The organism is Actinomycetospora chiangmaiensis DSM 45062 (genome assembly GCF_000379625.1).
In the GTDB taxonomy this organism is placed as follows: domain Bacteria; phylum Actinomycetota; class Actinomycetes; order Mycobacteriales; family Pseudonocardiaceae; genus Actinomycetospora; species Actinomycetospora chiangmaiensis.
Genome location: NZ_KB903236.1, coordinates 1 through 14,744, shown reverse-complemented (window position 1 = coordinate 14,744; position 14,744 = coordinate 1). Strand labels below are relative to the sequence as shown.

The following is a 14,744-nucleotide window of genomic DNA, read 5'->3' as shown; positions in this document are numbered from 1 at the left end:
TGGTCGAAGCCGGCGCCCTGGCTTCTATCGGCTCGATCGGCGACTCCTACGACAACGCGCTGGCCGAGTCGCTGATCGGGCTCTACAAGACCGAGTGCGTGACTCGAGACGGACCTCTGCGCACCGTCGGCGACCTCGAACTGGTCACCGCGTCCTGGGCGCACTGGTTCAACACCAGCCGCATCCACTCGAAGCTCGGCCACGTTCCGCCGGTCGAGCACGAACAGAACTACTACGCTCACCAAGCAGCCCGAGAAGATCCACTCTCGGGAGAACCCAGCCTCCACTGAACCCGGAGCGCTTCAGTGTCTCTGAAGTAGTGGTCAGCCAGACCAGGATTGCTAGTAGGACGACGCCGCCGCGGAAGATCAGGGCGTGCTTGTCGTCGCGGGTGGCCAGCGCGCGCCACTGCTTGATCTGGTTGAAGCCCCGCTCGACAACGTGCGGTTCTTGTAGTCCGCGACGTCAAGAGCGACCGGTCGCCCGCCGCGGGACCCGGGCGGGCCCGGTTTCGTTTCTGGTCGTCGGGCGGTCAGCCCACCGCGCGAGCGGCCGATGGCGTGGTCGTCGGGCTCGTCGCCGCGCAGTTGGTCAGCCCGAAAGGGACCCAGCCGTCGCCACCGGCCCCGCCACCGGTGCCGTTTCTTGCCATTCGATCTGGCTCCCTGTGTAGCTCACCGGCCCCTCAGAGGACCTCGCCGTGTTCGCGCCGTGCTGATGGACCCGGCTGCTGGTCGAGTCGACCGATACCCGCCAGTCGATCACCCCCGGCCGCGTCGGCCTCGGCCTGCAGGATCGCCAGCACCTCATCCCAAGTGCCGTCGAGGGAGAACCGGCGATGCCGCTTCCAGGCGGTCTGCCACGGCCCGAACTCCCGAGGCAGGTCCCGCCACCGTCGAGGGCGGCGAGTTCGTCGTCCTCGCGGGCGGCGGTGTCTTCGTCGATGTCGTCGCCGGCTTGGCGGGCGAGGTCGCGGCGCCAGGCGCGGTTTTCCAACTCGTGCGTCGGGCTCGTTCGGGGCGGGAGAGTTCGAGTCGGTCGCCGCGGGTGTGCCGCATCGTGAGAGTCAGCAGGAACGCTGACCCGCCGAGGTCGTTGACGGTGCGCATGACGGCGGCGAGGTCATCGGCGCGGCGGGTGGCGATCTTCGCGGCGCAGACCGGGCAGGACCACACCGACCCGCAGGTGAGTCCGCCATAGGCGGCGGAGCGGGAGCCGTTCGGGTTCGTGGTCACCCCGAGCGTCACGCCCGACTCGCTGGTCGTGGAGGAGCCGCAGGTGCGGATGCGGCGCAGGCCTGTGAACTTCTTCAGCGACCGGCGGCGCTCCCACCGCGACGCCCACGCAGTCTGGGCCTGAGCAAGCCTGTCCGGAGCTGCTGAGCCTTCGCGGCGTCGGCGGTCGGGGCGAAGAGTTGTTACCCCTTTACCGAGAGGCGCCCCGCTCACAGGGCACCACCAGCAGCGACGGGGAGGGCCGGCGCTGGCGCGACGGGGTGCCCGGCCCCTCCGGGCCGGGCACGCCACCCCTCCTGTCTTCGACCCGGGGCGCGCGCCCACCCCGCGGTCCGGACACCCGCACGACAGACGCAGCACCAGCCACCGCGACGCAGGGGAGTGCCAGAGCGAGTAGGGGGTGCCTCCGGCGGCCAGGCGCTCCGCCCTGGACCAGGACACCGGCCTCAGGAGAGACGGGGACGAGCTCGAGCCGGCCCGGCACTATGGGGTGGTGGTCGGGACGGGGTCTCACCCGCGACGACGCCCCCCAGGGATGCCAGACCTCCCGCACAGCCGCAAGCGCCCACCTAGCAGCCATCCGCCGGCCACGGGCATCAGGGGCGCTTGCACCCGCACGACCGGCCCGGCAGGGCAGAGCCCGCGCCGCCGAGGGAGAGACCCCGAAGCCGATCTCTGGCAAGGTGCCAGCCCGGGCTCTATCAGAGGTCGCCAGCGCGCCTCGGGGCACGGCGCAGAGCGGGGGGGAGAAGCTGATGGGCGAATTGCTCATTGTTGTACTGATGGGGCTGGTCGTGCTCGCGATCCTCGGCGGTATCACAGCTGTGATCATTCTGATCGTGAAGTCTCAGCGGCGGCAGCCAAATACCTATCAGGCGCCTCCGCCCTACGCGGCAGCCTCGATCCCGCCCGGGTGGTACGACGACGGCAGTGGAGCCGTCCGCTGGTACGACGGTCAGCGGTGGACGCCACACACTCGCTGAGGCCGCCCCCCTGGACCCTCGTCTGACAAGAAGGCCCGGCGACTTGAGCCGAACAACCCCACCGTTGCCTAGAACCTGCCTAGCGTGATCAGGGGTGACGACCTTCGCTATCGGGGACGTCGTCCTCGTCGCGCTCTCCGCGGCGTGCGCTCTCGCCGGCGGACGGGCAGCCGAAGCGTGGACGCGCGGTAGCACGGACCCGATAGCCCCGACACGCGCTGCTGCAGTCGCCGGCGCCCTGGTCCTGGCGCTATGGGAAACGGCCGGACAGGACCGCAGGTCAACCTCTCCGCGATCGTCGGCGTCCTCGTGGTCGCTCTTCTCGCCTTGCTGGGAGCCGAGACGTTGGTGATCGTGTTGGACCCCCATGACGACCGGGACCCTCGCGGCTGGATCGCTGCCTTCATCCTGGCGATCACGGTGGGCGGTGCGCTCGCCCTCGTCGCCTGAACCAGCACGTCCGCGCCGCGCTCAGACTGATCGCATCTGTGTTGGGTAGACGCGCTGGCCGCGAAGAAGCACCCTGCTGACCTATGACAACTCTTCGCACCTGGCTCGTCCTTCGGCGAGAAGGGCGTGGTCTGAGCCTCTGGGCGGTCGCTCGCGGCTGGAGCTAGTTCAAGCCCGGGTGACAACAGCCGTACAACAACGGCAGCTCCCGGGAGATCGTCCGGACGAACGAGAACGAGCCGCGGCGCCAGGTGCGGGCCGCGGCTCGGACGGGTTGGAACAGCTTCGGCTGGCCTTGGGAGCGAGGGGCCGGCGCTATCGCCCCGCATGGCTGCGTTTGGTCGCAGACGGGCCTCGGAGCGCCCGATGCCGCGATAACTCCGTTTATCGCGGGGCGCGAGGCGGCAGTTTGGTCGGCCGCTGGGTCCTACCGTCGCCGCTAGTGTGAGCTCGCTCGCTCAGACCAGCAGTACGTCGACGTCGGGATCGACGCGGCGGAGCCGACCTGGGTCGGAGGTGATGACCGGCCATCCGCGTTGGCGTGCGATGACGCAGACGTGCCCGGTGCCGACGTCGAAGGTGCTGGTGTCGGCGAGGAGGGCTGCGACCTCGGCGGCCGTCGACGGGTCGAGGTCACGGCGGACGACCGAAGGGTGTTCGAGCAGTTCGTAGAGCTCGGTGAGGGCCTCCGGCGTGGCGGCCGGGGTCCGCAGGGCGCGTACCTCTGTGAGCGCGAGCGACGGCAGGTACAGCGGCGTCGAGGCCTCGCGAGCGGTGATCAGCCAGACGTTGGCTGCACGACGAGGATCGAGAATTGCGTCGAGTCCCGAGGAGTCGACGACCTGTCCGAGCACAACTCCACTATGTCCGTTGGCGCCGAGGCGAGGTCTGTGGGGTCGGGGTTAGGAGACTGGGTGGCGGCGGCGGATCTCGTCGTCCCCGGGCCAGGTCAGTCCACAGGCCGCGTAGCTGCGGCGGTAGTCCTCGATGCCGGGGGCGGAGCCCCGTCGGGCGATCATGCGCGCCTCGATGGCGGCGCCCCGCTCGTCGGAACTTGCCTCCGGCGGCGCCAGAGGCGGTAGCGCTCGGCTGCTCATGGATCGATGGTATCTGCGGGCCGCGCCGAGGCCTACTCAGTCCGGCAGGGGCCGGGACCGACCACTGTCGTGCGCGCGGCGCGGTGAACCCCCGCTCCGGGGCTCTCGATTACAGGAGACAGGCAGTGCTTCCGGCGGTGGGCGGCGACCAGGAGATCGTCGCGGCGACCGCGCACCGCACACCCCCACGTGACCAGTAGCAAAACCGTCAGCCTGGTCTGACAGTAACCGCGCGGCCATGCGGGGTACGGCGCTTGCCCACGGTGGTCTCGTCGAGCGCCGGCGCGGCATGTCCGACAATGGAGATCAGCCGTGCGGAGGAGCTGACGAGGTCGACGCGGTCATCGAGGTCCCGGTCGAGCGCGGTCACCCTCTGGCGCGGGCCGAGGTGGCTGACAGCGAGTACCCGCACGGGCCACTGGTTGCGGTAGTGCGGGCAGATCGCTGCGGTCAGACGTGCGCACAGCACCGAGCACAAGGCGCCGCCGGACATCATGACCTGCTCGGACCCCGGGATTCCGGCCAGCACGTAGACCTCGTTGCCGCGGGCTCGCCCGCACAGCTGGCAGAGGTCCTCGGTCACCATCTTCGTCGCCCGCTTCAGGTCGTAGCCGGCGGGCGTCCACCCCCGGGCGGTGTCGAACTCTGCCACCCACGGCGCCGGCAGCACGCCGTACTCGACGTGCCCCGTACGTGAGACCGCTCGCCACCGCGGACGCGGCCAGCCCGGATCACCGACTCAGGCCGGGTTCGAGGGGGTCTACCTGTCGGGCCGAAAGGGCGGGACGACGACGACCCTATCCCGGGCTGATCGCCGCGCTGTGCCGGTCGGTCCACGGTCGTCAGCGTCTCAGAGACCGTCACTGACGGGCAGCTTGGCGCGGCTGGCCGGCAGCGGAGGCGCCTGGACCAGCGTGCCCGCCGCGTGCTGCAGCACAAGGCTCGACCGGCAGGTCGGGACCGGTCGGAGCCCGCGGATGGGTGCGGCAGACTCGGCGGGTGCGAACCGTTCGTCTCCGGGTCCGTCTCCGCGATGTCGAGCCGGCCGTCGAGCGGGTCATCGATGTCCCGTCGGCCTCGCGGCTCCCGGAGCTCCACGAGCTCCTGCAGGCCGCGATGGGCTGGGTGGATGCACATCTGCACGAGTTCGTGACCGGCGACCAACACTTCGGCGTCCCGGATCCGGACGGTCTGTACGATCAGGTCGGCGACGAAACCTCGGTCGGCCTCTCGGCGCTGGGGCCGCGGTGGGTCTACCGCTATGACTTCGGGGACGACTGGGTCCACGACGTCGAGGTCGTCGGGCGCGGCGGTGACCACGTGGGGTGTGTCGACGGCCGCGGCAGCTGCCCGCTCGAGGACTGCGGTGGCCCACCCGGCCATGAACGGGTCCGGGCGGCGTTGAGCGATCCCGGACACGAGGATCACGCCCAGTACCGGGCTTGGGTCGGCCGGGAGCTTCCCGGCGTCGATCGGCACGCCACCGACATTCTGGTCGGTCAGGTCGCCGGCTCCGTGCCTGACACGGTGCGGTTGATGCTGGCCGAGGTGGGCGACGGTGTGGTGCTCACCCCAGGCGGGCGGCTCCCACGGCGCGTCGTGCGGGCGCTGCAGCAGCAGCGTCCGCACTGGTCGCTCTCCGGCAAGCCGGCCCACACGGCGGTGTGCGACGCCTTTGATTGCCCTGGCAGGGCCCACACGCGGGTCGGTAATCTGGTGATTCAGACTCGCGAGAAGGCGCTGCACACGCTTCCCGGCGTCCTCATTGCGATACTCCGTCCGTGGCCGCAGAGACAATCTAGTCGAGCCACCGGGAACGTCTGCGAGACAGCGAAGAAGTCGCCGATGAGACAGACGTCCCCCGCGCCTCGCCTCAGGGATGGGCGCGCGACGGGAACCTGCGGCCGACCATTAGAGTGGTCCCACTGGGTAGTGCTGGCCCGAGCCTCGCGGACCTAGGCGCGCAGCTCGGGGTTGAACCAAAGGACTGACATGCCTGATGACCGCTGGCCACCGCGCATAGACGGAATCCTGCGCGGACTGCAAGCCAGCCGAGACGTCATGGCCGTACTCGGCCGACTCGACGCATGCGCCGCAAACGACGAGGACGTCAACAAGAACCTGGCGGAAGCAGCCGCGAAGGTCGACCACCTCGCACGAAACGAACTCGTCTACGCGCTGACTTACACCGCAAACTGCGCGGTCACGACGACCGACGACCCTGCCAGGCTCCTGCGCACCGCCGACCAGATGATCGAAGCTATGGGCGGGCCGCCCGCATCGCACGACACCTCGGGGGCGACGACCGGGAGGTAGACGTTGGGACCGGCCCACAGTGCACGGCCAGCTTCCGGGGCACGCAACCCACAACTGGCGAGCCAAACTCGATCGGACAGACCAGACACGACGTCGGCTGTCTGCCTGTAACACGAAGCCGCGAGTGGCGATGCTCCCAGGCCTTGGTGTTCGATCGATCGATCGGCCGGGCTAGTGGCGATCGGGCGGAGGCGGGCATGGAGCTGTCAAACGGGCTAGTGCCAGAGAGCCGCGAGCAGTCTGTGTCTCCGGAGCCCCGGTCGCTGGTGACGGATCGCGCGATCCGGCTATTCGAGTTCCTCAAGCAGGCCCAGCGGCTCAAGAGCCCGTCGGTGGTCTCGCTGGAGACCTACCGGCGCGCGGGCGACGTCTTGTGGTGCCACGAGCTGCCCGCGCATCCATCGGTACATGCCGGGCTCGAGGGGGCATCGGACGAGGGCCTCATACTGCGGGTTGATCGCGTCCAGCAGGAGGGCCCGCCGGCGGTCCCCGAGTCAATTGCGGCGATCGTCGAGGGCCCGCTCGACGATCCCGATGTCAGACCGCAGCAAGGTGGGGAGCTGACGGGTGAGGACGCCGCCGAGGCCCATGCCCCGGCGGCGGAAGCAGAAGCGCCGTCAGATGCCGAGTTCGAGCACTGGCTCGGGACTTGGCAGCGATGGGCGGATCGAGAACGCCGCGACCGTCCGGCTCGTGAGCTCTACGCACGCCTGTTCTCGGTCTACCTCGCCGTGACTGGTCACTCGGAACAGAAGGAACTACTCGTCGGCCGGGGATGCCTTTCTTGGCGGGTCGACGAGCACAATTCAGTTTATCGGCACCTGCTCACGACTCCGTTGACAATCAGCTTGGACGCGTCCTCTGGGGCGCTTAGCCTTGAGATAGCCGGCGGGGACGATCCGGTGAGCGTTGAGCTGGACATGCTTGACCCGTCGCTGATTGCCCACCCGCAGGCTGTCCCCACGGTGCGCGAGGAGGCCCGCCAGGTGGCGGGCACGGTGCTGGACCGCGAGACGGCGGGCAGGTTGGCTAGCCGGCTAGTGTTCGCGCTCTCCGCCGATGCGGCGTACCTCGATGGCGACCAACCGGTGGTGCCCGGCTCGCAGCCAGTGGTCGCCTACGCCCCGGCCATCGTCCTGCGGGATCGCTCCCACCGAGGCCTGGCGGAGATTTTCTCGACGATCGCTGACCAAATTAGCGCCAACGGACAAGTCCCCGACGGGCTGCGCCCACTCGTCGATCCCGATCACCAGCCGACGCCGCGCGGCAGCAGCTCCACGAGCTCGGCAGGGGCCGTGGTCACCGTTGACGACGAGCCGTTCCTGCCGATGCCGGTCAACGACGTGCAGCTGCGGATCCTGCGCCAAGTCGACACCCACGCTCAAACTTTGGTACAGGGCCCACCGGGAACCGGCAAGACCCACACCGCCGCCGCGCTCATCTCCCACCTGTTGGCTCAGGGCCTGCGGGTGCTGGTCACCGCCCACAGCGACCGAGCGCTGCGAGAGATCCGCGGCAAGCTCCCCGAGGCCATCCAGCCGCTAGCGGTGTCAGTGGTCGGCACCGCGGGGGAGGACATGGCCCAGCTGCGGGTAGCGGTCGAGCGGCTCGCCGCGCAGGCCGCCGAGGACGAGTACGCCAACCCGCAGACGGTCGAGGAGGCCGTAGAGCGCGCGCTCTCTACGATCGACGAATTGCGCCGGGACCGGGCTCGCGTGCATCGCGACTTGGTGGCCATGCGGGAGCGAGAGGTCCGTGTCCACGAGATCGCCGGCTACCACGGCACGTTTGCCGCTATCGCCCAGCAACTCGCCGCCGGGCAGGAGACCGACGGATGGCTCGCCAGCCTCCTCGACGATGCGGTCGGGGAACCGCCGCTGACCGACAACGAGGCGGTCATCTGGCACGAGCTACACACCGACCCCGATCTTGCAGCCGACGAATCCGACACGACCGGCTGGTTCCCACTGCCACAGTCTTTGCCTGACCCGGTCCAATTCGCGTCCCTGGTGGCAGCCGAGGCCTCCGCTACCACGCAGGTGCAGCGCTCTGCTTCACTGCACGGGCATGCGGCATGGACGGCGATGCAGCATTTGCCTGCGGATGAGCGGCGCGCCCTGCGAGATCGGATGGGCAGGCTGGCCGAGGAAGCCGCGGCATTGGACGCCCGCGAAGAGGCCTGGACGCGGGAGGCATTGGCTGACATTCGCCACGGCCGAGCCGGAGTGTGGCAGGCCCGCCACCAGCAGCTCACCGACCTGATCAGGGCCGCCGAGCCCCTGGTGGCGCAGCTCGGAGCGGTAACCGACATTCGGGTCACTGGCGACCCCGACGCCCTGGTTCCGCTGGCCCGCGAGCTACACGCTCACCTCGCAGCCGGTGGCCGCATCAAGATCGGACCCCGGGGAGAACCCCGGCCGGGACCATTCGCCCCCCGCCCAGTCAAACAGGCGGGCGAGCTGTTCGAGCGGGCCCGTGTGGACGGTCTCCCACCGGTGCGGCTCGAGCAGCTTGAAGCGTTCCTGGCGTGGGTGCAGGTTAGCCGGATTCTCACTGCGCTGGACCGGGCCTGGCCCACCGGCACCGAGATCCCTCCAGAAGACACCCTGCACGAGCAGCTGCAGTGGCACCAGAGCGAACGCGACTTGCTGGAACGCATCCTGGGCGTTGAGCAACGCTTCAGCCTTGAGGAACGCCACCACCTTGAGCATGGGTTGTCCCGCCCCGACTGGCGCGACCCGGACACCCCCAGCACGTACGTGCACCTCGTTGACGCCGTCTCGGCGGTCAAAGCGCTCGTCGACGCCTCCGCCCCGCTCGGTGAGCTCGCAGCCCAGTTCGAGGCCCCCCTGGGCAGCGAGCTCGTCGATGCGCCGTCGTGTGTCGCGTCCGGAAGCCGGGCGATCCGTGAGCGCGACCCTCTCGGGTACACGGCGGCCTATCAACGTTTGCAGCGCCTCAACGAGGTCCGTCGTTTGACGGCGCGACGCGTCGAACTCGACGAACGACTTCGCGCGCAAGCACTTCGGCTGCATAGGACGATCATCGGAACCCTCGACGATCCGGCCTGGTCCGAGCGTCTGCACGGATTCACGCGGGCTTGGCGCTGGGTGGTTGCTCGCTGCTGGCTCACCAGCGAGGAGTGCCAGGACGTCAACACCCTGCAGGCGCGGGTGTCGAGCCTCGAGGCCAATATTCGTGCCCAGGTCGAAAAGCTGGCCGCCACTCGAGCCTGGAGCCACGCCGTATCCCCGCACCGACTGTCCCGCGGCGCGCGCGCCAGCCTCGAGCAATACGCCTACCTGGTGCGCCGCCTCGAAAAAGGCACCGGCACCTACCAAGCCCAGCGCCGCGCAGAGATCCGCGAAGCCATGGACCGGTGCCGGGGCGCGGTGCCAGCGTGGATCCTTCCCATCTACCGGATCGCCGACCAGCTGCGCGTTAGTCCCAATATGTTTGATGTCGTCATCGTCGACGAGGCCTCTCAAGCTGGACTCGAGGCCACTTTCTTGCAATACCTGGCCCCGCGCATTCTGGTCATCGGCGACGACAAGCAGGTCTCACCGTCAGCGGTGGGCGTCGACCAGCAACAACTGCGGGTGCTGGCCGACCAGTACCTCTACGACGACCCCTACCGCGCAACCTGGCAGGACCCGCAACGCAGCCTGTTCGACGAAGCCAAGATGCGCTTCAGCGGGATGCTCACCCTTACCGAGCACCGCCGCTGCGTCCCCGAAATCATCGGATTCTCCAATCGCATCGCCTACGAGCCCAACAACATCCGCCTGGTCTCGGTCCGCCAGTACGGCGCCGACCGACTCGAGCCCATCCAGACCGTCTTCCTGCCGGAGGGCTACACCCGCGGCACCACTAGCAAGATCAATCCGGTGGAGGTCGAGGCCATCGTCGACCAGATCGAGGCGTGCCTGGCCGACACTCGCTACGACGGGCTCACCTTCGGAGTGATTTCGCTGCTCGGACCCGCGCAGGCCCGCGCCATCGAGAAGAAGCTCCTCGCCCGGGTCCCAGCCGACGCATGGGCGGCGCGCGACCTGCGGGTCGGCGACGCCGCCGACTTTCAAGGGTCGGAACGGCACGTGATGTTCCTGTCCATGGTCGCCGCACCTGAACCCGGCCGCCGACTCGCCGCGCTGACCCGAGAGACCTACGTCCAGCGCTACAACGTCGCCGCCTCACGGGCCAAAGACCAACTATGGGTCTTCCATTCTGTGAGCCTCAACGACCTCACCAACACCGAAGACATGCGCTTCCAGCTGCTGGACTACTGCTACGGCGTCCAGCACCGCAGCACCGACCCCGCTGACCGCGCTCCAAGCCCAGCCGTGCCCGACGACGTCCGAGTCCCGCCGTTCGACTCCCTGTTCGAGCAGCGCGTGTACAACCGGCTCGTCGACCGCGGCTACACCGTCATCCCGCAACACCCCGCTCAGGGATATCGGCTCGACCTCGTGGTCGTGGGCAGTACCGCCCGGCTAGCGATCGAATGCGATGGGGATGCTTGGCACGGACCGCAGGCATACCAACAGGACATGGCCCGACAGCGCGAACTCGAACGCTGCGGTTGGCACTTCTTCCGCATCCGGGAATCCGAGTTCTACGTCGAGCCCGCCCACGCCCTCAACGACCTCTGGATCGCACTCGCCGACCTAGGCATCCACCCATGGACCCAAAAGGCGCAACGCCCCGACGAGGGCCCTCTGCCCGCGCAGACTGACCATATGGAGCCGCCCGAGGGCGAAGTCGTCCAATGGGACCGCGAGAGGGACGCCTCGACAGTCGAGGAAGAGCCTCGGCAGCGCGACGCCCAGCCCAGCCCTCCGAATAACCAGCCATCACCGGCCCGTCCACAACGGGAGCAGGGTATCCCGGAGCCTCCGGCCAAGCCGACGGTGGACCCGCCACCCGCCGTCGGAGCTGCATCAGCCAACGATCAACTCGCGCCGTACGCGGCTTTCACCGGAGCTACCGTGCCACCTGGGTCGGCCGACCGCGCCGACCTGATCGACGGTCTCAAGCACATCGTGGCGGTCGAGGGCCCGATCGTCATCGACCGAGCCTTCGCGCTCTACGTCAAGGCCAGCGGCGGTCGACGCGTTGGCCAACAGATCGCCAGAGACCTCACATCGGCGGTAAAGACCGCGATGCGCCAAGGCCTATTCGCCGTGGACAGCCCGCTGCACGAATCCGACCTGAGGCAGCGGACCATGCGACTGCCGACCCAGCCCACATTCGTACCCCGAGAACTCGGACCTCGCTCCTTCGAGGAGATCCCGCCGCGCGAACTGGCCGAGCTCACCCGCCAGGTCCACAAGCAAGGAATCGAGGACGAAGAACAGCTCTTCCGCGAAGTCCTCAGCCGCTACGGCCTCAAACGTCTCACCCCTAATGTGATGGCTCGCCTCCGGGCGGCACGTGCGATCGACGGCGGCTTGTAACTCGGCGGTGGCGGCAATGTCTGAACTTCATCACTGTTTCGCTAGGTGCTCCCCGGACGGTCGGGTCCGCCGTCTGCTCAATGCAGCGCGGCTGGCCTCTCGTCACCGCAAAACCCGCAAGTTCGCGGCGCTCCGCGTCGAACTCGAGATCGAACCACTGCCCTAGCCGCGGGCGCCAGCGCGACGACGCGGCCCTTCCGATGCCGCGATAACTCCGAGTATCGCTGTACTCGCTTCGGGGCCTTACAACGTACGGTTTCCGCTTTGGAAAGCCGCTTGGGTCGAAAGTGTCACTCAGCTTCGAGTAGATCCAGGAAGGCCCTTACCAAGCGCATGTGGTCGTCGAGACTCAGGGCTGACGATACGACAATAGTTCTCGAGCCGACGTCCGCGCGTGTTGGGGCGTAGAAGGACAGCGCGCCGCCATGGCCGATTCCATTAGCTAAGTCCATTGTATCGACCCGGAAGGCCAGGGAACTCAGCGAGACCACCGACGCGACCCTACGAGTGGCTGCGAAACCGCGAGCCTTCTCGAGCGGACGCATTGACGCCGCGAAATGCTCATTACTGAGCAGGTGCTGATCCACGAGACTTTGGAGTTCCGCGCCGAGGAGTTTGTTGAACTCGACGGGAAGATGAATACGAGTTTGCGTGCTGTATCCGACTGCTACCTGGTGGGTAGCGAGTTCATCCCATCCCCGCCTTGACCCTGCTGCAGCCCAGATCAGCTGCAGGACTTCTTGGGCAACGTTCTCCGCGATCTGCGTACTGCCTTCGACAGAGACGTGGATCGAGTTCCAGGTGACAGCGATAGTGCGGATCGGAACAAAGTCAAATTTAAGCGGAAACCGACCGCCTTCGAAGACCACCTGTTTGATCGAGTCTCGTTTGAAGACGAGTGACAGAAGGTCAGCTTGCGACATCTGATAGAGCTTGTCAGCAGGCAGTTGCCGGATCAATTCACCAGGTGCGACTGGAGCTAACGTGGTCCCGTAACCGTCGGCCATACTTTCGAGGAAAGACAGGACATCAACTTGGGCGAGGGGTAGCGCCACGGGCCGGAGACTGTAGTCGACGGTAGCCCCGTCGACACTCTCGAGGTAATCCGGCGACGACTTGGCGGTCTCTGATTCTACGATTGCTGACCGTTTAGCCGCAAACTCGCTAATTAGGTCGTCAGCCTGTGTCGCAGGGAAAGGCACGGTTTCTGTCACGCTTCGCGCTCCCGTCTCGTGAGGCTGGCTGTTGCGGCGTCGATACGATCGATCGCCGCATCTGCCAGCAGCTCGGCCCTCACTTGCCTGACCTTTTGAGCGTTCAACTTGTCTTCCAATAACATGGACAGCAGGTCGTTGCGCAGTTTCGGTGGCAACCAGATGGACGACGCAACGAGGTCATCTGCCGAAGAAGAGTCGACGACGAGGGTCTGTTCGATACGTATGAGTGCCCGCCAAAGATCTTCGTATGCCGAAAGTCGCTTAGGCAAAAGCAACATAGCGAACTCTTGCGAGCGGGACTCTAGACGATCCAGACTAGCTCTTCTGATCGTGTAGAGCGCGACAGCTGCAGAAAGAAAAGCCGAGAGGACGGCCACCCCGCCGGCGATGATGGCAGGCACGAGACTGCTCACCGGTGCGTCGTGTCCCTTCCGCAGTGTCCTTCTGCGCCCTAGCACTGCGCAAGCTCGCCGCATTGTTGCGCTTGGTGACGGCGGCCGGTAGACGGCTCGGTAGAACTCACTCTGCTGGCCTAACGCCGACGAACGTGGCGTTCAGCCTCATCGCACGGAGAAGAAGGGATACGGCGGTTGGCGCGGCAAGGACGCCGTTGATCTCGAGGGCCGAGGGAGCGATAGTGCCGGTTATCGCGATGCTGCGTTCGTGTAGGAAGTTGGCGCGTCCGAGCTCACGGGATGCGGGCAAGTCCGGCGGAGTTGCTGAGCTGCGGAGGGTCCGGGACATCGTTGTGCCAGTGGTTGATGTCGACGAGGCCTGGCTCGACCAGGTCGAGACCGCCGAAGAGCGCGCGAATTTGTGGGCGGTCGCGGAGGAAGGCCGGTGTGGCGCTGCCGCGGTAGAGCTCGACCAACGCCCGGACGTGCGTGGTGAGGTCGGGGTCGTCGTAGTCGTCGCTGCCTGGCTGATCGCGAGGAAGTTGCCCGGGACGAGAACGCGGCGGTAGCCGGCGATCATGCCTGCAGGGTCGTCGTCGTCCGAGACGAAGTGCATGAGGGCGACGGCGAGCACAGCTACTGGCTCGGTGAAGTCGAGTAGCTCGGTGACGGTCGGCGCCGACGGGACAGCCGCGGGGTCGCGGGCGTCGGCGCGGGTGATGCTGACACCGTCGACGCTGGCGAGCAGCTGCTGGCTGTGGGCCACCGCCACGGGCTCGAAGTCGACGTAGGCGACACGGGTGTCCGGGGCGAGCTCGCGGGCTACGTCGTGTACGTGGTTGACGGTGGGGATACCTGATCCGAGGTCGAGGAACTGCCGGACGCCTTATGCCACGTAGTAGCGCACCACGCGCGCCAGGAACGCCCGGTTGGCGCGAGCCCACGCTCGGACCTCGGGCATCACTTTCGTGACTTGCTCGCCCAGCTCCCGGTCGGAGGCGAAGTTGTGGGCGCCTCCGAGGTAGTAGTCGTAGAGGCGAGCAGCGTTCGGGCGCTCGAAGTCGATGCCGGCCTCCAGGGCTGTGCCGACGGTGATCGAGTAGCAGCCACCGTCAGAGGTGTGCGGTCCACCTTCGTAGCCCGGCAGCTCTGCGGTCAACGTCCCCCCCAAAGTCCCGCGCCCTCGACGACCCCCAGCTCCCTATCGCAAGGCGGGCCGGGGCATTTCGCGGACGCCCAGGGTGCCAGTCCCAAGGCTGCGCGCCCCGCGCGGTCTCGGACGACAGGCACATATGCGTCACAGCGAGCCCATAGCCTCGAGTACCGCCGCTATCTGTTAAGAATGATGTGGCAATGCCGATGTCCTTCTCGGGACCTGGCGGGATCGGTCCGATGCCCACAATNAAGGAGCTCGANAGCCCATGGCTACCCGGACCACGGTGACGTTGGTNGANGACCTCGANGGCNGCACCGCCGACGAGACCGTCCCGTTCGGCCTCGACGGGGCCGACTACGAGATCGACCTCTCGTCCGATCACGCGAAAGAGCTGCGGACCGCGGTCGAGGGCTATGTGGCTGCGGCCCGTCGTACCGGC

The 14,744-nt window shown here is 67.4% G+C and carries 14 protein-coding genes and 1 pseudogene; 7 read left to right on the top strand and 8 right to left on the bottom strand.

Features of this window, described 5'->3' with window-relative positions; all coding sequences use genetic code 11:
• Positions 1-290: integrase core domain-containing protein (locus A3CO_RS32775; RefSeq protein ID WP_018333430.1), on the top strand; the 290-nt coding region annotated here is incomplete at its 5' end.
• Positions 291-806: 516 nt separating this feature from the next.
• Here the strand turns inward: A3CO_RS32775 and A3CO_RS38205 are convergent.
• Positions 807-1,247 (bottom strand): hypothetical protein, encoded by a 441-nt coding sequence (locus A3CO_RS38205; protein WP_157647664.1) that lies wholly within the window; start codon positions 1,245-1,247, stop codon positions 807-809.
• Between the two features lie 743 nt (positions 1,248-1,990).
• Here A3CO_RS38205 and A3CO_RS38200 point away from each other — a divergent pair.
• Positions 1,991-2,218, top strand: a complete 228-nt coding sequence (locus A3CO_RS38200) for a DUF2510 domain-containing protein (protein WP_211214497.1) — start codon at positions 1,991-1,993, stop codon at positions 2,216-2,218.
• Positions 2,219-2,470: 252 nt separating this feature from the next.
• On the top strand, positions 2,471-2,668 hold the full coding sequence (locus tag A3CO_RS0116910) for a hypothetical protein (RefSeq protein WP_018333426.1): 198 nt from the start codon (positions 2,471-2,473) through the stop codon (positions 2,666-2,668).
• 458 nt (positions 2,669-3,126) lie between these two features.
• Here A3CO_RS0116910 and A3CO_RS36025 read toward each other — a convergent pair whose 3' ends face one another.
• From A3CO_RS36025 to A3CO_RS0116895, 3 genes are all read right to left on the bottom strand, one after another.
• Complete coding sequence (locus tag A3CO_RS36025; RefSeq protein ID WP_018333425.1) at positions 3,127-3,522, bottom strand: PIN domain-containing protein; 396 nt, start codon at positions 3,520-3,522, stop codon at positions 3,127-3,129.
• A gap of 48 nt (positions 3,523-3,570) precedes the next feature.
• Complete coding sequence (locus A3CO_RS38195) at positions 3,571-3,765, bottom strand: hypothetical protein (protein WP_157647663.1); 195 nt, start codon at positions 3,763-3,765, stop codon at positions 3,571-3,573.
• A 208-nt stretch (positions 3,766-3,973) separates the two neighbouring features.
• A complete protein-coding gene (locus tag A3CO_RS0116895; protein WP_018333423.1) occupies positions 3,974-4,435 on the bottom strand; it encodes a hypothetical protein in 462 nt (153 codons plus the stop codon).
• Between the two features lie 329 nt (positions 4,436-4,764).
• Here A3CO_RS0116895 and A3CO_RS36020 point away from each other — a divergent pair, with 329 nt between their 5' ends.
• From A3CO_RS36020 to A3CO_RS0116875, 3 genes are all read left to right on the top strand, one after another.
• Positions 4,765-5,724, top strand: a complete 960-nt coding sequence (locus A3CO_RS36020) for a plasmid pRiA4b ORF-3 family protein (RefSeq protein ID WP_051085990.1) — start codon at positions 4,765-4,767, stop codon at positions 5,722-5,724.
• A gap of 33 nt (positions 5,725-5,757) precedes the next feature.
• The gene (locus tag A3CO_RS38190; protein ID WP_157647662.1) at positions 5,758-6,081 is read left to right on the top strand and encodes a hypothetical protein; all 324 of its coding nucleotides are present in this window, start codon (positions 5,758-5,760) and stop codon (positions 6,079-6,081) included.
• Between the two features lie 197 nt (positions 6,082-6,278).
• Positions 6,279-11,537, top strand: coding sequence for an AAA domain-containing protein (locus tag A3CO_RS0116875; protein ID WP_018333420.1), 5,259 nt, complete (start codon positions 6,279-6,281; stop codon positions 11,535-11,537).
• Positions 11,538-11,827: 290 nt separating this feature from the next.
• Here A3CO_RS0116875 and A3CO_RS38185 read toward each other — a convergent pair whose 3' ends face one another.
• The 4 genes and pseudogenes from A3CO_RS38185 to A3CO_RS40430 form a co-directional block, all read right to left on the bottom strand.
• Complete coding sequence (locus A3CO_RS38185) at positions 11,828-12,592, bottom strand: hypothetical protein (RefSeq protein WP_157647661.1); 765 nt, start codon at positions 12,590-12,592, stop codon at positions 11,828-11,830.
• A gap of 155 nt (positions 12,593-12,747) precedes the next feature.
• On the bottom strand, positions 12,748-13,167 hold the full coding sequence (locus A3CO_RS38180; protein ID WP_018333418.1) for a hypothetical protein: 420 nt from the start codon (positions 13,165-13,167) through the stop codon (positions 12,748-12,750).
• Positions 13,168-13,442: 275 nt separating this feature from the next.
• A complete protein-coding gene (locus tag A3CO_RS40435; protein WP_425393408.1) occupies positions 13,443-13,625 on the bottom strand; it encodes an SAM-dependent methyltransferase in 183 nt (60 codons plus the stop codon).
• Positions 13,626-13,660: 35 nt separating this feature from the next.
• A pseudogene (locus A3CO_RS40430) lies at positions 13,661-14,308 on the bottom strand (SAM-dependent methyltransferase); the annotation flags it as partial.
• A gap of 262 nt (positions 14,309-14,570) precedes the next feature.
• Between A3CO_RS40430 and A3CO_RS37000 the strand changes: the two are divergent.
• The coding region (locus A3CO_RS37000; protein WP_033414227.1) for a histone-like nucleoid-structuring protein Lsr2 at positions 14,571-14,744 on the top strand (174 nt) is incomplete at its 3' end.

Excerpts from the sequence above, each read along its gene's own strand:
- A3CO_RS38190 (WP_157647662.1), top strand. The coding sequence starts at position 5,758 with ATGCCTGATGACCGCTGGCCACCGCGCATAGACGGAATCCTGCGCGGA.
- A3CO_RS0116910 (WP_018333426.1), top strand. The coding sequence starts at position 2,471 with ATGGGAAACGGCCGGACAGGACCGCAGGTCAACCTCTCCGCGATCGTC.
- A3CO_RS0116875 (WP_018333420.1), top strand. The coding sequence starts at position 6,279 with ATGGAGCTGTCAAACGGGCTAGTGCCAGAGAGCCGCGAGCAGTCTGTG.
- A3CO_RS38200 (WP_211214497.1), top strand. The coding sequence starts at position 1,991 with ATGGGCGAATTGCTCATTGTTGTACTGATGGGGCTGGTCGTGCTCGCG.
- A3CO_RS38195 (WP_157647663.1), bottom strand. The coding sequence starts at position 3,765 with ATGAGCAGCCGAGCGCTACCGCCTCTGGCGCCGCCGGAGGCAAGTTCC.